The 25,228-nt window shown below is 30.8% G+C and carries 20 protein-coding genes; 17 read left to right on the top strand and 3 right to left on the bottom strand.

Annotated elements, in window-relative coordinates; genetic code table 11:
* Positions 1–77: 77 nt before the first annotated feature.
* The 4 genes from CRO04_RS16120 to CRO04_RS16095 all read left to right on the top strand — a co-directional run bounded on the left by CRO04_RS16120 (position 78) and on the right by CRO04_RS16095 (position 6,219).
* Complete coding sequence (locus CRO04_RS16120) at positions 78–950, top strand: transglycosylase SLT domain-containing protein (RefSeq protein WP_097005296.1); 873 nt, start codon at positions 78–80, stop codon at positions 948–950.
* Positions 951–1,411: 461 nt separating this feature from the next.
* Positions 1,412–2,899, top strand: a complete 1,488-nt coding sequence (locus CRO04_RS16110) for an AAA family ATPase (protein ID WP_097005294.1) — start codon at positions 1,412–1,414, stop codon at positions 2,897–2,899.
* Positions 2,889–4,832: a hypothetical protein gene (locus CRO04_RS16105; protein WP_097005293.1), complete on the top strand. Its 1,944-nt coding sequence runs from the start codon at positions 2,889–2,891 to the stop codon at positions 4,830–4,832. Before CRO04_RS16110 ends, CRO04_RS16105 begins: the two co-directional genes overlap by 11 nt.
* 508 nt (positions 4,833–5,340) lie before the next feature.
* Complete coding sequence (locus CRO04_RS16095; RefSeq protein WP_097005291.1) at positions 5,341–6,219, top strand: hypothetical protein; 879 nt, start codon at positions 5,341–5,343, stop codon at positions 6,217–6,219.
* Positions 6,220–6,251: 32 nt separating this feature from the next.
* On the opposite strand, the gene CRO04_RS16090 is transcribed toward CRO04_RS16095, so the two are convergent.
* On the bottom strand, positions 6,252–7,133 hold the full coding sequence (locus tag CRO04_RS16090; RefSeq protein ID WP_097005290.1) for a hypothetical protein: 882 nt from the start codon (positions 7,131–7,133) through the stop codon (positions 6,252–6,254).
* A 135-nt stretch (positions 7,134–7,268) separates the two neighbouring features.
* Complete coding sequence (locus CRO04_RS16085; protein WP_097005289.1) at positions 7,269–8,084, bottom strand: sigma-70 family RNA polymerase sigma factor; 816 nt, start codon at positions 8,082–8,084, stop codon at positions 7,269–7,271.
* 145 nt (positions 8,085–8,229) lie between these two features.
* Between CRO04_RS16085 and CRO04_RS16080 the strand changes: the two genes are divergently transcribed.
* The 12 genes from CRO04_RS16080 (at position 8,230) to CRO04_RS16025 (ending at position 23,254) form a co-directional block, all read left to right on the top strand.
* Entirely contained in the window at positions 8,230–10,449 is a 2,220-nt protein-coding gene (locus CRO04_RS16080; protein ID WP_097005288.1) for an AAA family ATPase, read from the top strand.
* Positions 10,449–11,024: a signal peptidase I gene (gene lepB / locus CRO04_RS16075; protein WP_097005287.1), complete on the top strand. Its 576-nt coding sequence runs from the start codon at positions 10,449–10,451 to the stop codon at positions 11,022–11,024. The genes CRO04_RS16080 and lepB overlap by 1 nt, the downstream gene beginning before the upstream one ends.
* Positions 11,025–11,211: 187 nt before the next feature.
* Complete coding sequence (locus CRO04_RS16070) at positions 11,212–12,399, top strand: metallophosphoesterase (RefSeq protein ID WP_097005286.1); 1,188 nt, start codon at positions 11,212–11,214, stop codon at positions 12,397–12,399.
* Between the two features lie 255 nt (positions 12,400–12,654).
* Entirely contained in the window at positions 12,655–13,059 is a 405-nt protein-coding gene (locus CRO04_RS16065) for a hypothetical protein (protein ID WP_097005285.1), read from the top strand.
* A 25-nt stretch (positions 13,060–13,084) separates the two neighbouring features.
* A complete protein-coding gene (locus CRO04_RS16060) occupies positions 13,085–13,471 on the top strand; it encodes a hypothetical protein (protein ID WP_097005284.1) in 387 nt (128 codons plus the stop codon).
* Positions 13,472–13,508: 37 nt separating this feature from the next.
* Positions 13,509–13,751 (top strand): hypothetical protein, encoded by a 243-nt coding sequence (locus CRO04_RS16055; protein WP_097005283.1) that lies wholly within the window; start codon positions 13,509–13,511, stop codon positions 13,749–13,751.
* Between the two features lie 17 nt (positions 13,752–13,768).
* Positions 13,769–14,503, top strand: coding sequence for a hypothetical protein (locus tag CRO04_RS16050; RefSeq protein WP_097005282.1), 735 nt, complete (start codon positions 13,769–13,771; stop codon positions 14,501–14,503).
* 3 nt (positions 14,504–14,506) lie between these two features.
* On the top strand, positions 14,507–14,785 hold the full coding sequence (locus tag CRO04_RS16045) for a hypothetical protein (RefSeq protein WP_141400997.1): 279 nt from the start codon (positions 14,507–14,509) through the stop codon (positions 14,783–14,785).
* Positions 14,782–17,154 carry a type IA DNA topoisomerase gene (locus CRO04_RS16040; protein ID WP_097005280.1) on the top strand — a complete coding sequence of 791 codons (2,373 nt, stop codon included), beginning with the start codon at positions 14,782–14,784 and terminating at the stop codon, positions 17,152–17,154. Before CRO04_RS16045 ends, CRO04_RS16040 begins: the two co-directional genes overlap by 4 nt.
* Before the next feature lie 169 nt (positions 17,155–17,323).
* Complete coding sequence (locus CRO04_RS16035) at positions 17,324–17,914, top strand: hypothetical protein (RefSeq protein ID WP_097005279.1); 591 nt, start codon at positions 17,324–17,326, stop codon at positions 17,912–17,914.
* Positions 17,915–18,294: 380 nt separating this feature from the next.
* The gene (locus CRO04_RS16030; protein ID WP_097005278.1) at positions 18,295–21,795 is read left to right on the top strand and encodes an N-acetylmuramoyl-L-alanine amidase family protein; all 3,501 of its coding nucleotides are present in this window, start codon (positions 18,295–18,297) and stop codon (positions 21,793–21,795) included.
* Positions 21,796–21,967: 172 nt separating this feature from the next.
* A complete protein-coding gene (locus CRO04_RS16025) occupies positions 21,968–23,254 on the top strand; it encodes an NAD-dependent protein deacylase (protein WP_097005277.1) in 1,287 nt (428 codons plus the stop codon).
* Between the two features lie 148 nt (positions 23,255–23,402).
* On the opposite strand, the gene CRO04_RS16020 is transcribed toward CRO04_RS16025, so the two are convergent.
* Positions 23,403–24,176, bottom strand: coding sequence for a mechanosensitive ion channel family protein (locus tag CRO04_RS16020; protein WP_097005276.1), 774 nt, complete (start codon positions 24,174–24,176; stop codon positions 23,403–23,405).
* A gap of 76 nt (positions 24,177–24,252) precedes the next feature.
* On the opposite strand from CRO04_RS16020, the gene CRO04_RS16015 reads away from it, so the two are divergent.
* The gene (locus CRO04_RS16015; RefSeq protein WP_097005275.1) at positions 24,253–24,930 is read left to right on the top strand and encodes a hypothetical protein; all 678 of its coding nucleotides are present in this window, start codon (positions 24,253–24,255) and stop codon (positions 24,928–24,930) included.
* The last annotated feature ends 298 nt before the right edge of the window (positions 24,931–25,228 follow it).

Below are 25,228 nucleotides of genomic sequence, written 5' to 3'. Positions count from 1 at the left end.
ATGCAAAAAATAAAAGGAGATAAAGATATCATTATAATATTTAAAGATAAATTTTAATTGATATCAAGAAAAACAGAATGAAGAAAAATATTAATCTAGATTTATTCAATAAAAGAATCCTTAAATACGGATTAACAATCACTATAATTACCTCAATGAATATAGTTCCAGCATTAGCATATCCGGTTCTACCGGAGTATGAACACGGTGAATCAGTGTTTACAAATCCGTCTCCGACGGAGTCTGAATCCGATAGAATCGGATATACAACTCTGACTTTATCGGAGCTTGAACCAAGTAAAACCCAGTTTACATATCAACCTCTAGCGAAGAACAATGATGTAATCCAATGTAAAAATTCAGCTACGGTACATGATTTAGAAAAAACTTTTGAAGCAGACTCAGATGGATTCATTTATGTAGATGATTTAACCCAAGAAGAGCTTAAAGAAATTGAAGAGGAACCTGCTGTTAATGATCCGGAGAAAATAAATAAAGAAGTCTCATCTACTGGAGTTACACACTACGCGATAAATGACAATGGCGAAGAAATTCATTTATCGGTGGATTTACAAAATTGGGTATATCAGATGTGCGCTGAATATGGGATTTCAGGATACGAAAAACTGATTATTTCTAAATTATATTGTGAATCTGGTTTTAATGCAAATACAAAGCATTTAAATAAAAATGGAACGGTAGATTATGGAATCGCACAAATCAACTCAAGCAATCATTCGTGGCTGAGAAATATTCTCGGTATCACAGACTTTATGGATCCATATCAATCGATACGTTGTGGAGTATATATGATGTCTGAAAATCTTAAAAAGAATGGATATAATGAAAGTATGGCGCTGGTAGCATATAATACTGGAAAAAATGGAATCCAATCAACTAATTATTCAAAAAAAGTTTTAAAAATCAAGGAGGCTGCAACAGAATATTAAAGCGAGAACTTATTAGCCTTTCAGGATATGGAAGTTAAGCCTGAATCCATAAAATAGATGATAATTTATTTGATAAAGAATTATGCCATCATACATTAAACGAATGCATGGAGGTCGAACGTGATTAACTTTTTATTAGGTATAATTGTTATTGTGTTATGGAGTATGATGGGATGGAGATTCAGAAAGAAGAATTTTATGATTAATATACCTCACATATGGGTGAAAAAAGCAAAAAATAAGAACAAAACATTTAAAACTTATAGATATTTAGAAACAAGTAAAGGCGTAAGATGTATTGAAGAACCCAAATATAGAATTATTTAAAAGATGTCCGATAGACATCTTTTTTTGTTTTATTGAAATAAGGTTATCGCTGATAAAAAATAAGGAATTCTAATAAAAGTCAACATAATAATATTAGAAAGTAAAAGAAAAAAATAAAGGGAAGGATTTTACTTATGAATAATGATAGAGTATATAAAATTTTAATGGCGACTGGAATCAAAGAACTTGATGAGAGTGTTTCCCAAATAGATAACTGTGAAGTTGTTGGTATAACTGAATCAAGACCAGATTTATATATTGATATTGGGAAATACAAACCACAAATTGTATTAGTATCAGATCTCTTAAAAGGAGATGAGAGTCTAACTGGAATGCTTCAGGTACTTAAGCGAGAATTTCACTATACGCGATTTATCTATCTTGCAGGTCAGTTAAACCCGAGAGATCAAGAAAGAATAGATGAACTTGGTAAGTTAGTTTTAAATGGAATCTATGATATTTGTATTACAAAAGGATTGAACCTTGAATTATTGGATAATTTAATTAAAAATCCCAAAACAGAAAACGCTGTTTCTTATCTTGCTAAGAATATATTGAATAATACTGAAGTTGTAGATAATATTGATATGCCTATTTCTGGATTAGTACAAGCAAAAAATATTGGTCAAGGGACAATTGATAATGTATATGTCTTTACTTCTGTAAAACCAGGTACAGGAAAATCATTTCTTTCAGTTAACACGGCTTGTGCAATTGCAAAATATGGAATTGAGAATGATAAAGGAGAGAGGCCTAAAGTGGCACTTATTGAAGCTGATTTACAGACACTTTCTATTGGGACAATACTTAATATAAAAGAAGATAAGAAAAAGAATATGAGAGTTGCTATGGAAGCTATTAGTGCCATATTTGACAAGGGAAATTTAGTTGGAGATGATAATTCGATTTTTTTAGTAAATAAACTGATCAAGGACTGTATGGTGACCTACCAAGGGTTGGATAATCTTTTCGTTCTTGCTGGATCAACTCTGACTCCGGAAGAAATCGATTCTTTGAAAATCACTCCTGAATATTATGTTTATCTCCTTGAACTTTTGAAAAAAGAATATGATGTTGTTATTATTGATACGAACTCATCTATGTTTCATATAACGACATATCCATTGCTTCAAAAAGCCGCGAAGTGTTTTTACATTTTGAATCTGGACATAAACAACGTTAGAAATAATCTGCGTTACTTAGGTGTTTTAAATAAATTAAATTTAACGAGTAAGATTAATTGGATTTTAAATGAAAATATTGAAAATAATAAAAGTTTTAAAGACCAGGGTACGGATATGGAAGAGTTGTATTTCACTTCTGATGAATTAGAAAAAAAGTATAGAATGAACGTTATTGCGAAAATCCCTGCTATTTCTAAAACTGTTTTTTTAAATAGGATATATTCTGGAACACCACTTGTTTTAGATGATGATGCCATCTCTTATACCTTAACTGCGAAAAAGGCATTATTGGACCTGGCGAATATTATTTGGATAATAAAAAAGGAGATGTCTACAGTTTCAGTAAAACGCAAAAATTGGCTACTTGGATTATTGAAGCCGAAGAAGAAAGAAAAATTTAAAAGTACTAAAGGGAGGTCAAATAAAAATGGTGAGTAAAAATGAAAAAGTTCAGAAATTAGCATTAATTTTGAAGCATTCGGAAATTGTTAAAAACGAATTAGAAGGTGAACGTGATGAATCATTAAATAACCTTCGATTTGATGGAGAAGAAGAACTATTAATACAATATTATAAAAAAAACTTAACGTCCGTTTACAGGATAAGAAACAATGCTGCAACCTTGCTTCTTAGAAATAATTGTTATTGTACGGTTTCTGAAGATAATGTTACGCTAAAATTATATATAGATGACTTAATCTGTGAGTTTTCTATCCCTACAATCAAGAATATTCTTCAGAGTGATTTTGACAGAATTTTAGAAAAAAATAGAGTTGAAGTTTCAGATATTATTCCTATAAAAACTATACAAGGTAATTCGAGTTCTTTAAAACACGAAAAGGAATTCCAGGAGAAAGAGCCCACTCTAGATATCAAGAATAAAACGGAGATATCATCTTCTATATCGGAAGTAAAAGAAAATTTACAAGAAAATATCGAAAAACCAGTTAAAGATATCTTTGTTGATCGAAAAAACTTGAGATGTGATATTCCAGAAAAGTTGATTACGAATTCACATCTTTTAAAAGTTACTGCGAAACCAGAGATTAGAGTTCCGTTGGAGGTGGAATTACCTAATTTAGAAAAAGAATTCGACTTAAGTAAAGATGAAACAGATGCATTGTTTTGGGATGATGAGCCAGATGAAGATTTTAAGTTTGATGCGACAGATATACTGGATCAAGATATAGAGAAAGAAGAGATAAATTCTCTCTTAAACAAAGACATCAATAATAAAGAGATATTATCAAAAGAGGAGACCCTTAATAGCTCAGAAAAGTTTAAATTTAATAAATTAGCAAATTCGGTTATTCCGGAGCATGAAGACAGTGTTAAAGCCGGTGCGATTTCATCTGATTCAAAAAGAACTGAGTTAGTTGAGCCAGAAGACACAGCTAAAGAACCAATTTTTAGTTCTGAAACAATTGATCTGGATCCGGAAGATATTATTAAAAAATTAAAAGAGGCAAAATCTAGACGAGAGGAAGCAGAGTTAGAGCAAATAATAATGAAGGAATCCAAGGATAATCCATGTAATGGAAAAATTTTCGATATTTCTACTGGAAAGACGCAGTCTGGAAGAATTGATGTGCACAGAGAAGCAAATAAAATCGTATCAGTTGCTGAGGGAGTAGTTAATACGTCTAAAAGAGATACAATAACGAATAAGAAGATTGAACTCAACTTAGATCGAAATGTTAGTAACGAAGCATATCAGATACAAACAGATTCTGATTTTGAACGCGACAGAAAAGAATTCCTTTTTGATAAATATATGATTAATATTAATATATTTAATGATAATGAAGAATTTCTGAGGGCTGAGGAGGCAGAACTAATAGTATTCCCATTAGATATTCCTGAATCCGGAAACTCTTTGGTTACAGATATTTGTGCTTGTTTTGAATCAAATGGTGAATCACATATAGCTGCTGTCTCTCCAGGAGGTAAAACTACGGTTTCTATTAAATCAGAGGAATATGCGATTTTTATTAGAGGATCATGGGAAAATGGAAACTTTGTTACAGCGTTATCGATTATTGGAGTTGGCAGGAAAATAAAATCTGATATAAAGAGAGAGCAAATCCGACCAGAGAATATTAAAAAAGTGGGTATTGGTCATAATATGCTTTATATTGACCATACAACAACAGTTCATATTCTTCCCAAAAAAGAAATTAATAATATACACAATGGAGAATACGTTGACTTTGTTGCCGTTATAATTAGAGATTATGGTATAGATAAAGACTGTGAGACGGCATTTACGAACAAAAATGTTGAAATGAAAATCAAAGGAGAACGCTTTAATTACAATATAATAGGAAAATGGGAAAACGATAGATTTAAAATAAGAATAACGACAAAATAAAAAGCGGCTACGAGACCGCTTTTTTTTGAATGAAAGAATAGAAAGACACGCAAACTGAAAACTTTTCTGTAAGATATTTGGCGTGAAAATCATATCTTAACAAGATCGAAATTAGAGCATATAGCTTATCGATTACCATAGCTAACTTTTTGTGATTTTCAGTAATAAAATTGGAATCCCATGAATTAGTTTTCCAAAGTAAGGTATCAATTTCTTTAAACATAGTTCTAATTTCAGTTAAATCATTTTCTTTTACAATATTAAATTTTTTGTTGAACAATCTTAACTGCATATCATTGATTGTTCTATTTTGGGTTATCTGTTCAATTTTCTCAATATCGATTAACATTTATTAGCCTATGACTCCTTTCTTTTACTTCTCCATATTTCGTTGTCATTAATAATAATGTAAAATAAAATCACAAGATAAAGGTGATTTATATGATAAATAAAAGTGAATGCAATAAATGTAGTTCTTGCATAATAGTGTCAAGGAGAGGAGAAGGCTATGACTATTTTAGAGAAACTATTTAACAAAAAGGGAGAAGAAAAGAAAAAGACTTTATTAGATCAATTAAATGATAAAAATATTATTTATTCTTATGAAGAGTCAGACAATGGATATAAATTAATTTATCTCGATTGTTTTGATAAGGAAAAATATGTTGTTTTAAATGATGGTGAGAAATATAAATTAAATAATAAAAGTATATCAGAGAATGAAATCTTAAATATTTTAGAAAAACAAAGCAAAATAGACAATGAATTAGAGAAACTGTTGTATGAACCATGTAATGATAAATTAATTCAGATATATGATTTTTTTAAAACAGCATTTATAAGTGAGTTAATTGTTTTAGATTTGTTAGTAAATGAAAATAAGGAATTAGTGTTAAATTTTTCCAATCCAGAGACAGGTCCGTTTACTGCAATCCATATAGAAAAGGATAGTAAAAAAATAATATATGATAAAGAGAATAAAATATTAAAGAAATATGATCTTGTTATTCGGCTCATACAGGATATAAAATCTCAAATACCCTTATATTTTGACTCTGGTGAATTTAAAGTTCCTAAAGATACACCATTTACAGACATTGTGAATACCTATCTTAACAATGAATCTTTAGTAGATCGTTTAAATAAAACAAAGAATATTGAGGCAAAATTAATTAATGTATCTGGCAAGAGTGCGGTTTTTATAATTTTTAAGAATGGAGCAGCATTAGAATATATACTATCAACAAAACAAAATCCAGATGGCAAGTTAATTATTATAGATGTAGATGAAGAAACAACTCTTGAAGATAATGAAGAATATGGGCTTGTACAGAAAATATTGAGCTTACCTACATATTTAAATAATAAACCGAATGAAGATAATTAACAAACAAAAACCAAAATAAAAAAAGCCGGTGTTTAAAATAAACTACCAGGCTTTTTGTTTTCTAATTCTTCAATGTGTATATCATACAACCAACTATTATCAATACTTTTGATTTCTTCTTTAGAAGCCACTTTACAATATATATTCTCTATGCGAAGATAACGTTTACGAAATTCATTTTTTAATTCTTCAGTCAAACTTTGTCTTTGATTAACATCAATAATAGAAAGTAATTGATTTTTATATAGGCTTTGGTTAACAGAAAGCGCTCTATATAGTTCCATTTTTTCTTTTGCTTTTTCCTTAATTATATCATAATAGACTTCCCGGTTTAAAGAGCTGAATAATTTGTTAGATGTTTCAATTTCAAGAGCTGTAACCTTTGGTAATTGATTTTCGTTATATACATCAAAATTGCTTTCTTTAATAACATCATAAAAATCAGAAAGTTGTGATTCATCGTAGCTTGCTTTGTAATTCTTTGAAAAGATATTAGATAATAGACCTAACTTTTTTAGATCCTCTGCTAATACACCGAATATTTCCTGGTTTTCCTTTTTGCTCTTTATTAAGTTATATTTTGAATCTGAAATAATAAAAAATTCCTCTCCACCACAAGATTCAGCAGCAATTTTTAAGATTTGAACAAAATCTTTTTTAATATCGAGATTTAAATAGCCAGCTATTAGATCAAAGCCAGACCCAGACCCGTGACAGCTATGGCAGAAAAATGCTTTTTTAAATGTTTTGCGAAGTACACAGTTATTGATATGTCGATCAATGGAACCGGTTTCCCGTTCATGAACGGGACATTTTATAAAAATCGTATTTCCTGATTTCTTCATTGGGATACCAAGATATTTAGCAATACTCAGCGGAGAAGCTTCATCTATGATTTTATCAATATCATACATATAGATTCACTCCTTTATGTCATATTTCTAAGTATAATGTTACGATACAACCAATCATAAATTAATATTTCATTTTCAATGGCTGAACCGAACAGGCTAAGCGGTTAGACTTGTAAGTAACGTTTTAACCGATAGTTATTCAATGTATGAGAAAAAATCTCGCAAATAACGGCTTTTTCTTAATTTTCCCATTGCATTTAACTTGATTTTAGAAACATATTGTCGAGATACTTTAAGCTCATTTGCTAACTCGGAAAGCTTCTTTTTATGACAATTAATTCCAAAATTATTCAGTATAATGTATTTCTCCAATGGCTTTAATCGATTTTCAATTTCTTCATTTAAATGTTTTTTTAATTCGTTATTTATTACTATATTTTCTACTGATACATCAGATCTAAGAGTTCTATCATTATTATCGATAGATGCTTCTATACATTCAGACAAGGATTCGAGTGAATAGCACTCTTTGTGCCCATACTTATTAATGATGTCAACATCCTTTCGAGTTAAATTATTTTCGGCCAATTCATCATCAGATAGCTCATCCTTTTCATTATCTGAGGCTAATTTTTTATATTTCTTTAATTTATAATAAAATGAAAAATCATAATGAAAATCAGTAGTATTTTTTGTTATATTTGCGAGCATTTCAGCCCGGATCCAGTTAAAAGCATGTGTTGTGAATGATGATTTAGTTTCATCATAGTTTTCAAGAGCTCTGATCATTCCGATAATACCATCTTGAAACAGATCTTCCTCGGAGTATATGTCTGATTTATATTTTTTCGCCAATTTAAGGATAAGTTTATAATTGTGTGAAATTAATTTATCCAAGGCTTCTTTACTACCGCCTTTTGCCATTATTGCTAATCGACTGTTTTCCTCATAACCTAAAATGTTATTTTTAATCATATCATTGTAAATTTCTTCGTTCATTTTCTTTGTCAAGTCATATCCATAAAACCAGATTGACTTTAATGTCCTCCTTCTTTCATGATTTATTTTTAATATGTCATTTATTTTATGAAAACAAATTTATAATTTTTTCGTCTAAAGTTCTCAAAAAACAGATACTATACTTGGAGGTGAAGTTATGGTGAATCATTTTGAGTGTGTATTAAAGAATATCTACAGAAGAGATAATTATACAGGTAACACCATATTTGGAGTAGAAACAGATGAAATAGACGTAAGGAGAAATCGTAATGGTGAGGTGGTATGTGAAGGAATTGTTCCCAATTGGCCAATTGATCTTCAATTGATTATTGATGGAGAATGGAATGAAGACGGAACTTGCTTTTACATAGAAACAGCAAAGCCTTATACAGCCACTGAAGAACTAAGTAAAAAACTAATAAAGAGAGTAATCAAAGAATTAAAAGAGGAAAATGAAGAATTCAAGGTGGGTAGCAACCTTACAAAAAAAATTATTGAGGTTTCTGGACCAGACATCTTAAAGTTTATAAGCAATTCAAAAAGCCTTGATAACTTAATAGATTATATAAAAGTCGATGAATGGAAGATAATAAGGATTCATGAATCGCTTGCAAGTATCACTGAATCTTACTCTGTCGTTGACTTTGTCTCTCATTTTGGCTGTAGTATTAGTTTATGTGATAAGCTTGTAAAAAAGTATGGAACGACAGCATTACGTAGGTTAAAAGCACATCCTTATAGAATTGGCTATTCAATAGGCATGGATTTTTGCTCAATGGACAAGATCGGTAAGTATCGTAAGTTTGATCCATTAAGTAAAGAAAGAGTAACAGCAATCATTTACGAAGCACTGAACTCTTTATTAAAGCAGCAAGGTTCAACATATATTATTCAATCTATGTTAAAAAAACAGATTGACAAGGTAATAAAAAAGTCTTCTTATCCTGAGACGATGATTCCATTTGCCTATATTGGAACAATCCTTGGTAAAATAAATGGAATAAAAACTGAAATAGCGACCAATGGAGTAAGGATTTACAGGACGGATTTTTATGAAGCAGAATGGTCAATCGCAAAGGACTTAAGCCGACTAAATAAAAATAAAAAAGCTTTTATATCAGATATTCAGTTAACGGAAATGATTGTTAAAAGAGAATTAGAATTTAAAATGTCATATTCTGCTGAGCAAAAGGCTTCCTTTCAAGCCATTAAAACAACAGGTATCAAGATCATTACTGGTGGACCCGGTGTTGGAAAAACTACGACGATAAATGGCTTAATAACGTCTTATATGGAACTTTTCCCAGATAAAAAAATTGCCCTCGCTGCACCGACAGGAAGAGCAGCGCAACGAATGTGGGACATCACCATGATTGAGGCAAAAACTATTCATAAGTTACTTGATTTTAAACCATTTGAAATAGATAATGAGGAGTCGGGAACATATAGAAACAAAGACAATCCAATTGATGCAGATATGATAGTTATTGATGAGATGTCTATGGTTGATACTGAGTTATTCTATTTACTCCTCCAAGCGATTAAGACGGATACAATCGTGTTGCTTATTGGAGATAAGGATCAGTTGCAAAGTGTATCTCCAGGTAATGTTTTACATGATTTAATAAAAAGTGGAAGGTTCGAGCTATATCAGTTAACAAAAGTATATCGCCAGAAAGGCGATAATACAATTATTGATAATGCATATAAGATTTTATCGGGCAGAATGGACTTTACTAAAAATAAAAAATTTGAAATTGTAGAAGCGGAAAGTGAAAAAGAGGCGGTAAACACTATCGTCAATAAATTTATTGAATGGTTTAAAAAAGAAGATTTGAAAAAGATCCAAATTTTATCTCCAGTGAAAAGTGGAGAGTGTGGAATCTCACAGATCAATACTATTATAGCTAAAGAAATCAGAAATGAGTTATCAGAATCATCATCAGTATTTTACTTTGGAAAAACATCTTATAGGATAGGCGATAAAGTGATTTTTCATGAAAATAATTATAAAAAAGATTACTATAATGGAGATATCGGGTATGTAACAGATATTTTAAAGAATGGAATTGAGGTTGAAGTTGGAACAGATATAAAGAAAATTACAGGAGATGCTTTAAAGGATATAACGTTGGCCTATGCGATTACTATGCATAAAAGTCAAGGAAGCGAGTTTGAAGATATTATTATTATGCTTCCTGATACTAATAAAAATATGTTGAACCGGAATTTATTATTTACTGCTGTTACTAGAGCTAAAAACAGAGTATTAATTGTTTACACGAACTCTGCTCTGAGTGATTCCATACATACTATTATAGTTAATAAACGATATACAGGTTTAGTCGATAAGATAAGAAAGGTAATGGTAGACTAATGAAGAAGTCAATGACTCAAGAATTTATAGATTTTCTAGTATCAATTATTCCAGCGCTTCTCCTTGCATTTATAATTAATTATTTTTTCATAGCAAATGCTGTGGTTCCAACTGGATCTATGGAAACAACCATAATGACAGGAAGCCGGTTGATTGGGAATCGGTTAGCATATAAGTTTGGTACCTTACCGGCGCGAAAGGATATTGTGATTTTTAAATATCCTGATGATGAATCTGTTTACTATGTAAAACGAATTATTGGTGTTCCCGGAGATATCATTGAAATTATCCCAGATTCAGAATCAGAACTGAATTTAGGAAAAGATTCTTCTGATTCAAATATTGGACATATTTATGTTAATGGGCATCCAATTTATGAAGATTATCTAAATGAGGATATGGTTGTGACTGAGTATATGAAATTTGAGGTACCGGAAAAATCATATTTCTGTATGGGAGACAATCGAAATAATTCTTTTGATTCTAGGTATTGGAAAAATCATTTTGTTAATGAAGATAAAATTATAGCTAAAGTTCTGTTCCAGTATTGGAAAGGATTCAAAGTGTTTAATTAAAGTTAAAAGGAGATGATAGTCATCTCTTTTTTTGTTTTGGTATTTTTAGCTCCATATTAAAAACAGAAAATGAAATATGGAGGAAAGAAATGAAAACTAATAAGTTTAATATAAAGAATCTGTTGCTAGTTAAAATGAATTATTCGTTTAAGTTAATACTTGAAGGTTTCAGAATGGAGGAAGGCGTATGAGAAAATTATTAGTATTGCGTGGAGCTCCTGGTGCTGGTAAGACAACATGGATTAAAGAAAAAAAATTGGTACCATATACACTGTCTTTTGACAATATTAGAATGTTATACCAAAGTCCAATACAAACAATATATGGGAAAGAATCAATTGGACAAAGAGCAAACACTCAAGCTTATGAGACATTATTTAAGATTTTGGAAGAAAGAATGAAAAATGGAGAATTTACGGTTATTGATTGTGTTAATAGTAAAAGAGAGCATATTTCGACATATCAAGAATTAGCAATAAAATATCGTTATAAAATGTATATAATTGACTTCACTACTGTACCAGTTGCAGTTGCAAAAACCCGAAATATACATAGAACATCCAGAAAGCGTGTTCCAGATAGTGTTGTAGAAAATGCATATCTTGAATTCAAGTCAGAGAAACTTCCGGAAAAGATTGTTACTATTAGGCCAGATGAATTAGATAAGATATATGAAAAGTCTGTTGATCTATCAAATTATAAAAAGATTCATCATATTGGAGATATACATGGCTGTTATAATGTATTGAAAAAAGCATTGGTTGAAAACGGAAATCTTAGAGAAGACGAATTTTATATATTCTTAGGTGACTATACGGATAAAGGACCCAGAAATGATAAAGTCATGGAATTTCTGCTATCAATAAAAAATAATCCTAATGTTGTTTTATGTGAAGGAAACCATGAGAGGTGGATATGGAATTGGAGTAGCGGAACTGAAGACTATTCGGATGAGTTTGAAAAATCTACACTACCTCAAATCAAAGGATTTAATAAAAAGAAAGTCAGAAAACTTTATCAAACATTAAGAGAGTGTTATTTGTATCAGTATCACGAAAAAATGGTATTAAATACCCACGGTGGCCTAGCAACAATTCCGGAGTATCTAGATTATATCTCAGGATATCAGATGATTCATGGCGTTGGGTTATATATAGATTTGCCGTGTATTGCCAGGACTTTTGCGGATACAACACCAGATAATTATTATGAAGTATTTGGTCATAGAAATCCGGGAAGGCTTCCAATGAATTCTGAAAAAAGAGTTTTCTTTTTGGAAAATAGTGTTGACTCTGGAGGTAGTCTACGGTGGCTGATTTTGGATGAAAAAGGGTTTCATGAAAAGGAATATAATAATACAGAAGTTTGTGGATAACAACCCAATTAAGTTATTTAAAGAGAAGATATGTATTTAATTTGCTCATGAAAAAATATTGGTTATTATGAAGGGTGCTGGAGCACTCTTTTTTATTTCAGGTTAACAAAATGCTGATTTTTCATCATAATATTAGTATAGGAAAACAAACATTTTAAAGAACATAGCAATAAGGTTATCAACCATTAATACCTAATAAAGTGGGTAGGGTCTGACATTATGATTTAATGAAGAACTTATAAGAAAGGAAAAATTATGGCGGTTATTAAAAAGAAATTATCCGATTACAATACTGAGACATTGTTTATGCTAAGCCCAATGGATTTAACAGAGATTTTATGGTCGGAATATAATTTTATAATTCCATTTAACGAAGAAACAATTTCAATCAATGATATGATCGTGGTCCAGGAACTAATAACAAAGACCGGAAACGCTTTCTCTTATTTGGCTTATTTAAACTCAATAGCTAAAATAAAAGTAAGGCAGGCAAAGCGGTCAAAAGAGATGAAAAAAGAAGATATTGAAGATGCGATTGATAGAAAAGACGCAATTAGTAATATTGCCGAAGCTGTGAAAATGCAATATAGCGCAATCAGCCGACTGATAACAGTGAAACAACAAATTAATGAAGAACTGAAAATGACGGATGGAAGATAGGATTAAGAGTAGAAAGGATATATATATGAGAAAACATTTTTTACAAAAGATAGGTCTGGAGAGTGAAACTATAGAAACTAAATGTCCAATTTGTGGTAAGACATATGAACATTATATAAGTCAGACAAAACCATGCCCTAATGGATGTGATGATTATGAAACAAAAGAGATTGATGTATTTGGGACTGTAATAGATTTAAAATATTCGTGTTTCAAATGTATTGTGACTTATTATATGAAAGTTTCATTAGATATAAGCAATGAATTACATAGAATCCAAATTCCATCGATTCTTTATAACAAACTTAATATCGGTGATTCAATTAAGGTTATCGTTGAATATAAAGACTATCCGAAACAACCTGATCGGAATCCAGATTATAAAGTTATAGGATATTCGAATATAATATAATGACGGATGAGAGATGGGAGATAGGAGGAGAGGCTGAATGGTTGATTTTATTAATGACTTTATAGAGATATTTCTGTGTTTTTTATCTGCAATGTTTTTATATGTTATATATTTCTGTTTTGGATTTGGCATATTTTATATCACATTACATTTTGCTAATAAATTTATATTAACTCAAGAAATAGGAAAATTATTTATCGTTTTATTTGGAGGCTTAATGACAGAGATGATTTATGTATCATTTGTGATTACACTTATAAAACATTTAAATGATTATTAATGAATAAGGAGACGGAAATGAATGATTTTATTTTTAGTAAAAAAAACGGATTTTTACAAACATTATGGAAATCACACAGAGAAGCTATAGAGAGCTTTTGTTTATTTTTATTTGCTACTCTAATTATAATAGATATAGGTTTTAGTGTTATATCTTTCTTTATTTTTTTAATGGATTGTCTTAGCAATTTATATAAAGAAAGTGTGATGTCGTTTAATTTGGGTTGCTATAATGCAATGGTTTGGTTATTAGTATTTATAGCTTATCAATGCTATATTCTTATACGTAAAACTAATTTGCTTCAGACTATGCCAATAACTAAACAAGAATTTGAATCTGTTGGTTGCAAAACGCAAGTTGATGTTATGGTATTTGTTATGTTATATAAATATATAAACATAAAATTGATAAACAAAAAAATGCTAAATATAATGGTTACTTATCCTAATTATGTGAAAAGAGATATGATAGAAATTATAAAATCATTTCCTTCTGCATTGACATTATCAAATAATATAGAATTGTCACATGATATTCAAAGAATAATATTCAAAAGATCGAGAATGGATGATATCGATTATGATGATATTGATATTAATAGTGAAAGTTATTGGTCACATTATACAAAGGATCAATATATTAAAATAATCGATAAACAAGACTATCAATTATTAAAGCCATACATTACTAAAGAATTATTACTAATTTTTGATAAGAAAATATCAGAGATCGATGAAAAAGAAAGGGAATGAGATATGAAACGAATGACATTTGATGAATTTGATGAACTGGTAGATCGTCTGAAAAAAAATACATATGAGTGTGATGATTGGTGGCCTAGTCCAGAAGAATTAAATGAGAAGATGGGAAATGAGATTAATGCAAATATTCCTTTTTTGGTTTGGATATTAGAAACAAATAATCCTCCAGAGACAACGGCAGAAAAAGAATCACAACGATACATTAATAAATTACTTAGGGATAATTTAAAACTATATGATCCGAATGAAGAAAATGAAAGGACAGGTAAATGAAAAAATATTTATTTATAGCTGAGAAACCGTCTCTAATGAGAGAGGTTGAAAAAGCATATAAAAAACACAAGTCAGAAATAGAGGGAAAAGTTGGAACTATTGATTTTATAGCCTTATCGGGTCATGTATGTCGATTGTTATTACCAAATGAATATGATATATGGGATATTAAATGGGATGATATAAATTTACCAATGATCCCAAGTCCATTTAAAATAGATGTTATTACTGACAAAAAGAACATTGTTAGAGATATTAAGAACAAACTAAAAGAGACAGAATATGATGGAATTATTGTAGGTACTGACTCTGACGTTGAAGGAAATGGAATCTATTATCTGTTAGAGAATTACTTATCTCTTACTAAAATGGAGGCTTTACGGTTTTATGAGAATGATTTGACAGAAAAAGCATTGTTGGATTCTTTGCGAAGTTTAACTGATTATCATACCAATCCCAGGGACGTTCACATGACAGAGGCATTTAAAATCAGATCCCATATGGATTGGTTAATCGGAATGAATTTTTCTGTTGGCTTCTCGGTAAAAGCAGGATTTACAATGCGTGTAGGAAGAGTAAAAGTACCAACTCTAAAACTGGTCTACGATAATTCTAAAGAAATTGATGAATTTGTTCCTCATACAGACTATGAACTACAGGCTTCTTATGTTGAAGGTTTTAACGGAACTTATATAAATGCAGAGGGAAATATAAGATTTAAGACAGAAGAAGACGCTTTAAACTTTAGTAAAACCCTATCTAAGAATGGAACAGTTAAATTTATCGAAAAAAAGATAGTTAAAACAAATGCTCCTCAATTATATAAACTCTCCGATATCCAAGTAGAAGCAGGAAAACAATATGGATATGACCCAACGAAAACTCTAAATCTGGTTCAGTCTCTATATGAAACGCATAAGTTGGTTTCCTATCCTCGTACTGATGGACGCTATATTTCAGAAGAAAAAGCAAAAGAATTTCCTTCACTCTTAAAAGCAGTAGCTGCTATTCCGGAATTAACTGTAATTGCAGATGGAATAAAGAAAATAGATATTGATAAGGTGAAAAAAGATAAACGTGTAGTAAATGATGCAGAAGTAAAAAAAGCTTCCCATGATGCGTTGCTTCCTACAGGCAAGCTTCCGGATGTTTCAAAACTGTCAAAGGATGAGCAAAACATATTAACTCTGATTTATAAGCGGTTATTGGCATTATTCCTACCGCAGCTAGAAGAGGAGAAAACTGTTCTGCTTGTTGATATTGATGGAAATGAATTTAAAACAAATGGAAAAGTAGTGCTAAGTAGAGGCTGGACCTCGATTTATGACAAAAAATCAACGGATACAGAACTTCCAAAATTAAAAGAGAAAGATATTCTAACCGTTAAGAATTTTATGGCGGCAGAAAAAACGACCACTCCTCCAGCAAGGTTAACACAGGCTACTTTAATTGCGGCTATGGAAAATATCGCAAAATATATTGAGGATAAAAAGCTCAAAAATGTAATGAAAGATGTAAAAGGAATTGGAATGCCGTCATCCAGAGCCAAAATCATCTCAGATCTCATTAGCAGCGGATACATGGAAGAGAGAAGAGGAAAAGTAAAGGGTCTCTATATTACGGATACTGGGAAAAAGTATATAGAGAACATCGATGACTTTTCTATCTGTAAACCAGAGTTAACCGCAGAGTGGGAGACCAGGATGCAGCAGATTAAAGAGGGAAGTGAATCATTTGAAGCGGTAGAAAAAGACATGATTCAATATGTAAAGGAAATGACAAGAGAAATTGAATCTACCAAGATTAAGAAGTCAGGCTGGGCCGGCTCTCAAGCTACGGAATTTAACTGTCCGATTTGTGGACATCAATTAAATAAAGGCAAATATGGGTGGTATTGTTCTAATAAAAAAGAAGGAGATTGTTCTTTTACAATTGCTGCTGAATTTGCCTCCAAAAAGATAACCGATTCTGTTGTTAGAGAATTGATGACAAAAGGTGTGACAAAAGAAATCTCAGGATTTAAGTCTAAAACAGGTAAGAAGTTTAGTGCAAAGTTAAAATTAAATGAAGGAAAAGTGGAATTTGATTTTGAAAAAGCAGAGCCAAAAGAGACAAAAGCTAGCTATAAGTGTCCCTGTTGTGGAAAGAACATTATGGCCGATAAATGGGCTTGGAAATGCGAAAACAATTGTGGATTTAGCTTCAGCTATAAAATTGCAGGAAAGGAGATGAAAGAATCTGACTTAAAAGAGTTGATTCGTGATAAAAAAACAAAGAAGATAGCAGGATTTGTATCAAAAGCAGGAAAAAGATTTTCTGCAAGTATTGTTCTGAATAAGGATGGCTCAACAGGTTTCGATTTTAAATAAAGCCATTGAACTCATAAGATTTTTATCTGCAAGTTAAAAAGCCTATCATGGGCTTTTTTTATTATTTAGTATTACAAAGACCAACTAAAATAATTTATAAATATAAAAATACTATCATACTAACAAAGATATGATAAGTGGAGTTTTTAATTAAAATGGAGGAATTAGAATGAATTATGAATTTAAGTTGTCAAATGGAGAGATATTAAGAGTTTTTTACAATGATCTTTTTAAGGACGAAATAAAGAAGACAAATGGTTTGGTAAGTTTCTGGTTAAATAATAACAATAAAAACAAAGAATATTTAAGAACTGTACGGTACGAAGATGATAATAAAAAGTTTTTTACCTGGAATAGAGAGAAAATTTTTATGGACGATTTCCTGGCATTTACTCCACAAGAACTTGTTGAAAAATTTAAAAATAAAGATGAACATATAAACTCTGAGGATCTTTGCCATACATTAGAAAAATATGGGATTGATAGTCTTAGGATGCTTATTAAAGTAGAGAGAAATTCTTTTGGTAGTTTTTCTCTTAGATTTAAGACGACCAGTAATATGGAAACAGACGAAGACTATACCTGGGTTGAATATAAATTTGTTGAAGATTATTTACGTATGCCGCAGGATGGATACAAATTAAAACTTATACCATCTAAAGATAAAGAGTATGAGCTATATTCAAATGAGGATTTTTATGTTGGAGACCTTTGCAGGTTGATTTCATGCTGTCGTGAGTCCTATCATTTGATTGCATGAAGTGTTTAGGATGTAGGTGGCGCAAAATAAATAAGGAGGAGCAATATAAAAGACAATATAAAAAGCATTGGTGCAACAAGAATGGATTTAAATCATATGAAAAAATGCGGTGGCATACTGATTTAAAAAAATCCATAGATTCAATACAAAAACATATGGACAGTTTAAGTGACTTATTTTCTGATATTTAAATTATACATATTATCGGAAGTGCCATACCGGCTCATGAATCAGCATTAGAAGCAGTAACAAGGAAAAGCATCAAAAAGAGGAAAAATCCTCTTTTTTTAATGTACTTATACTATACATTTTGATTTATTTAAAAATAGCTTCTTTCATACTAGAGAAGATGTTTAAAATATCTTTTTTAGGAGGAATAAATGAAAAGAAAAAAGTATTTGTTTAACACTTTGTTTGCTACTTTTTGCTTAATTGGTTTTAACTGTATAAATTATCCTGATGCTATAAAGAGTATAACAAATCAATTAGACTATGGGCCGATTACTGTATATGCAGCAGAAATTGGCGATATGGTAACTTCAGAAATGCAGGTATCTATAGGAGAAATTGACTTCCCAGAGACTGGAAGTACAATATTAAAAATTGATAAGTATAATACGAATGAATTATTATACTTTAGTGATGGAACTGCAGTTATGAATATGACCACCAATATGTATGATGTCAATGTTCCTAGCGACTATTCTAAAGTAAATACATTTGCAGAATCATATTCAAGTTGGATAACTGATAAAGAAAGAATTAAAACTCTCATAATGTACAATAGTTCCACAGCCTCGAAAAGTATAGAGGGTCCAAGATTTGCCAATTTAGTGAATATGAACAAATTAATATTTAAAGGTAAATTTAATATAGAAAATACTGTATCTAGTGTTAATAATCATACTGTAGGAGGTGGAGTATTTTATAATTCTAAAAATCTCTCTAATCTATATATCTTGGATGATTTAAGCTATGTATCTGATGGTCGGGCCTATTCGCCTACAACTAACTCTTATACGTTTGAAGGAAATGAAAAACTATGTAATATTTATATAGGTAAAAATGTCACTTCTGCTAATTCAACTAAAATAGCTGCGATGTTAGGTTGGTCTAAATCAGGAACGACAACACCAAGACTTGTTGAAAATTCTATTTATAAAATGACTGAAAAGAATTGGAGTGTTACCTATGAATCTAATAAAGTATCAGCAGATCCGAATATATTTTTAGAACCACAACAAGAATCGGTTGAGAGTTTAACAATAAACAAAGGTGAAGATATTTCTATTAGTACTATACTTTCAACTTTAAAAAATATTACTTTTAACGATGTCATAAATGGTAGTATTTCTAGTACTAAGCCGGGATTTATAATAAATTTACATGGAAAAACTACTATAAATTCGATAGCAGCTCCTGCTGTAGAGTTAAATGGTATAGAGTTGATTTCCAACATAGTATCAATGAAGAACATAGCCGTAGAAAGTCTAAATTTAAGTTCGGCCGAATCCGTACCTACTATAGAAAATGCAATAAATCTTAATTCTATAGTTTTTCCGTCTGAATTAGATATTAGTTCAATAAAAAATAAAAATTTTTATTCATGTCCTAATTTGATTTTAGATTTAACTGGATATACGATATCGAATATTGGATCAAACTCTTTTTATGGAACTGGCTCTGTTAACTTAAAATTCTCTGATATAAAATCTATAAGCTCTAATGGATTATCAAATGTTACATTTGTGGATCCAAATGTAATGATAGAAGGAGAAACAACAGTTGGGTCTTCTGCATTTTCGGGAAGTAATTTGAATTCATTAGTATATTCAGCAAAAACTAAATTTAATACTACTATGATATCAGGAGCAAATTCTCTAAGCAGGCTATACATATTATCAGGTATGGACTCTACATCTTTGAAAGCAGATTTACCATCAACAGCAATGATTTATTGTGAAGCAGATTCTTCTGTTGAGACATGGTGTAAAAATAATTCTGTAGCTTATAAGACTTTAACCGATGAAGAGATAGAGGAACTTACTAAAGGAAAACTTCCTACATTAGAGGCAGATTCTAAACTATATGATGCGGATGATCCTAAAGATATATCCTTTATGGTCGACTTAGGAAAGTCACCAGCGGGTGCTACAGGAATATCAAAAGTATTAGTTGACAACAACGCCATATCCACAAGCAATTATAACTTTGACGAAATAGATTCATTAACTTTAAAAGCCGATTATCTTAAGTCCTTGTACAATGGTACACATTCCGTAAGTGTTTTATTCAATAACGGTACCTTTAAATCAGGAGCAAGCATTTTTGTTATGAGTTCTACGGTTCCGGTTGTAGATCCTACAAAACCACCAGAAGCATTAGATACTATAAAATATGAATTCTACAAAGATTATCCTGACTATGTTATAATCCCAGTATCTTTAAATGGTGCATCAAAAGTAACAAAGTTAAAAATAGGAAGTGAAATTGTACCTGAAGAATATTATGAGTTAGAAGATGCAGCATTAGTAATTAGCAATGATTATCTACAGAAATTGGATCCTGGTAAGTATAGAATACTCCCTACATTTGATGATCCTGCAATTACTACTATTAATAATTTACAATTATTAGTTTATAACGAAGCTGCGGATAGAGCTGCACCTTACTTGTTACAATCACGTATTGTATTTAAAGGCGATTCATTTACAATGAAATATGATCCTGGATACGGAGATTTAGAGACATCTGGAGTTTTAGCATTAGTATTAGATGACAAGTTGATTCTTCAAAATGGTGAAATTAAACCATTCAGCAATTCCAATATTAACAATTTAAAACTCGAAGCTAAATTAATGAGAAGCGAAATTGATACCAGTACACCAAGTGAAGCCGCAAGAATTACAGATAAGAACAAGGCCGATGAGCCTGTTGTATCTACGCCAAGTCAAGCTTTAAGCATTATGGGATCTTTCGTAGAAATTAATGAGCTTAGAGTACCTATGGAAAACGAGCTAGCATTTAATGTAAATAATAATGAGATTAATGTAAATGGTTCTTATATCAGTTCATTAGGATTGGAACCAGGTAATTATTTACTTGGAGCAATTTTTGAAAATTCCGAAAGAACGACTGATGTAAAGAAAGTTATTCTTACTGTTATGGATAGTAAAACTGAGCCAGAAAAACCGAGTGAACCAGAAGTACCAAACAAACCGGATACTCCCAGCATGCCGGAAACGCCAAGCAATCCAGGAGGAGACAATGGAGGATCATCCGATAGCGGTTCGTCAAGTGGAGGTTCAGGAAAGTCTCCAACAGTTGAAAAGCCAACAGAACCAGAGAATAATAATAGTCAAAGTAAACCTATTGCACCAGACGATGGTGGCTCTTTTATAATTAATCCAGATAATCCTTATGATGTGGATTACAGAGATAAAGATGGCAATCCAGTAAAGGATAAGTGGGTTGGGAATGGAAAAAATTGGTATCACGTTAATGAAAAGAGCAAATTAGACTTTGATTGGTTCTTTGATAAAAATAACTCAACTTGGTATATGTTGGAAAGAGAGCTAGGAGATAATTTTGGGTCTGCAAAATGTGGCTGGCATTATGAGACAAAAGATCAAAAATGGTATTATCTTAGCACTAGAAGTACTTCTATGTTAACCGGTTGGCAACTAATTGATAGTAAATGGTATTATCTTACACCTGAAAATGGAGGGCCGACTTATTTCGGAGATAATATTATTGGTTGGAAATATGATAACACAAAACCGTGGAAACCATTAGGATCTATGTATCAGGATGAAAAGACTCCAGATGGTTATACTGTAGATACTAATGGAGCATGGACAGGTCGTTATAAAAACGAGTGATAATTTTAGATCCTGAATGACTTTGTTAAACGTTATGATCGAGAACTAAAATATATTTCATGAAACTCTAAGATTTAGTTTGCTGAAACAGGAACATGTTGTTCCTGTTTTTTTGTTCAATCAAATAGAATAATTACCTATTCTATCATATTATAAAAAGGAGGATGTAAAAATGAACTTTAAAATTGAAAAAGGTGATCTTACAACTTATAATGTTGATGCTATTGTAAATGCAGCAAATACAAGTTTGTTAGGTGGAGGTGGTGTAGATGGAGCAATCCATAAAAAAGCAGGCCCAGAGTTATTAAAAGAATGTAAAAAATTAAATGGTTGTATGCCTGGACAATCTAAAATCACACCTGGGTATAAATTACCAACAAAATATATCATTCATACGGTAGGTCCTCAAATATTAGGAATTAATGGGCCCTCTGATTCTGACTTAAAAGAACTATATAATGCATGGTATAATTCTTTGAAATTAGCTGATGAAAATAAGATTAAGACGATTGCATTTCCTTCGATATCGACCGGTTGTTATTCGTTCCCATTAAAATTAGCTCCAAGCATCGTTGGAAAAGCCATTCATGATTATCAAAAAATCAATAAGAACATTGAAACAATCATATTAGTCTGTTATGACGAGTATACAATGTCGTTTTATGAGGATTGGTTTTTTAAAACGAGAAATATAACAGAGCTCCCGGCTTTGTATGATTTTGATGAAAAAATCACAAGGCTTAAACAGATGATATTAAAAGCGAATAATATCGTTTTTATTGGTGGTGCAGGTTTATCTACTGAAAGTGGCATTCCGGATTTCCGTGGAGCAGCAGGATTATATGTGAAAGAAAACAATTATAGATATAAGCCAAGAACAATGTTATCAAAAGGTTTTTTCTATACGCATTGTAAGGACTTTTATGAATTTTATAAAAATCTATATCCGGCTTTCGAAATTAAACCGAACCTAGCACATTATGCTTTGGTAGAACTTGAAAAATCAAAAGGGCTAACTATTATCACACAAAATATTGATGGTCTACACGAAAAAGCAGGAAGTAACAATGTAATAAACCTGCATGGAACTGCGGTTAAGAATCATTGCATGTTTTGTAGAAGAGAATATGGTCAGGAAGAGATGGAACTTTTTCTAAATAATACAAGTAATGGAATACCCAAGTGCCCTATATGCAAAATAGGGACCGTAAGACCTAATGTAGTGCTTTATGATGAGATGATACCAATTACACCTTTACTAAAAGCTAAAAAAGCAATAAAAGAAGCGGATCTTATAATTGTTGGTGGAACCACATTACTTGTAAATCCAACCAAGACAATGATTTCAAAATATAATGGACCGCTTGTTGTGATTAACCAGGGAGAGACAACCGCAGATGAAAAGGCTGAATTAATATTTAACGAGTCTGTTGGGAATGTTTTAAACCGTATTGTTTAAATTATTGCTGTTAGGAACAACCATTGTTATCAATGAATTTATAAATAACTTTAATGTTACATTGGCATTAACTCTAGCTAATTCATAATTATGAAAAAAAGAAAAGAAGGCGAATCCTAATCTAACGGAATTTAGCCTTCTTTTTATACTATTCAATAATTTGAATTTTCTTATATGGGATTTCTATTCCTTTTTCTTTGAAACATTCAGTTAATTGAATTCGAATATCGCTTGAAGCTTTAAAGTTATCGGATACATTTTTGGTCCATACAGTTGCTTTTAATATAACTCCTCTTTCTGTGAGTTCTTTTACTATCACACCAGGATTATAATTTTCATTAGTAATTACTAATGGATGATTAATTATAATAGATTCAAAGGCAGAGACCGCATTTCTTAGATTGCTTTCGTAAGAAATGGTCACCTCTAAAAAATTCCCAATAACTGAATCGTCATAATTTGAATTTCTAAGTATTTCGTTATTAATTATGCTATTTGGGATAATGATTCTTTGATTATCATAACCCTTAATGATTGTATGGCGTAAGGTGATCGTCTCAATTATTCCTGTTATCCCGGAATTAACAAGATATACCCGCTCGCCGATATCGAAAGGTTTTGCAATTGATATCATTAATCCACTAATTATGTTGTTTAGAGTTTGTTGAGCAGCGAAACCAGCTACAGCGACAAATAATCCGGAACTTTTTAGGATTGATTTAAAAATTTCTTTTGTACTTTCAAACTGCATACCAATTAAGCTGATTGTAATAAAAACAATAATAGCCGTAATGATACCTGATAGAAAATTAAAATGTATTTTATTCTGCTTCTTCAAAATAGAATGAAATATCTTTTGATTAATCTTTATAAGAATTAGACATGTAATGAATAGTATAATGATTTTCTGAGCAATTTCCATATAGGACTCCTTTTTATTTATTGTTTTAAATATGGTTTAAACATATTAATTATAAATTAAAAAAGGGAGAATTGATATGTTAAATAAAATTACTTTTACAGGAATTGATAATGAAACAAAAGTGGAAGAGTTAATTAATCTAAAGAAAAATTATCCATTTGCAGAATTTGGACTTCTCATTTCGGAGTCAAATACAAACAAAGATATTGTAAATAGATATCCATCCTTAAACATACTAGAAAGATTAGATGGAGCTGGATTAGATTTGAGCTTACATATATGTGGAAAGTGGGCAAGAGATATTATTAAGAATAATGAATGGAATCTAGTTTATAAGCTAATAGGACCATATATTGCTTTGTTTAATCGAATTCAATTAAACATTGCTGGCGTAATAAAATTTTCGGATGAAATTTTATTTCCAGTTGATAAACAGATACTCATTCAGTTTACTACAGATAAAACGCACATTTATGAAAAATATAAAAATCCACCTAAGATATGTGGTTTTCAAGATGCTTCAGGAGGCAGAGGAATCCCAGGTACTGACTGGGTATCTACAATGGACCTCTATTTTGGCTATGCAGGTGGAATTAACGAGGATAATGTGCTTGATGTCATTGAAGCTATAGATAAAGTAAATAAAAATGATTTTTGGATTGATATGGAATCATCAATTAGAAAAAATGACAATTTTGATATCTCTAAGTGTAGAAATATATGTGCTAAATGTGAAAAAAACATCAAATCCTAAAGTGGATAATCTTTTATTGTAAATCATGATGATATCGTGATTTTTTAAATATCACAAAGTAATGACTAAGTTCTATACATACATATTTAAATTTCTTTTGTGAATATATTTCATTGAAATCGAGCTTTAAACTTAGATCAGACGAGTTCAGACTCTAGAGAAGTTGAGTTTGCGAATCTATTAAGTATATGATAGAATTAAAGTGATACAGATAAATGTATTAATTGAAAATAGAGGTGTATCATGTTAAAGCCCAGGTCGGAGTTAGCCTCATTCCACGGAAAATGTATTGAACTAA

This window comes from Lacrimispora amygdalina, assembly GCF_900205965.1.
GTDB classification, from domain to species: domain Bacteria; phylum Bacillota; class Clostridia; order Lachnospirales; family Lachnospiraceae; genus Lacrimispora; species Lacrimispora amygdalina_A.
The sequence above is the reverse complement of the archived record's forward strand: the minus strand, read 5'-3'. Positions and strand labels throughout refer to the sequence as shown.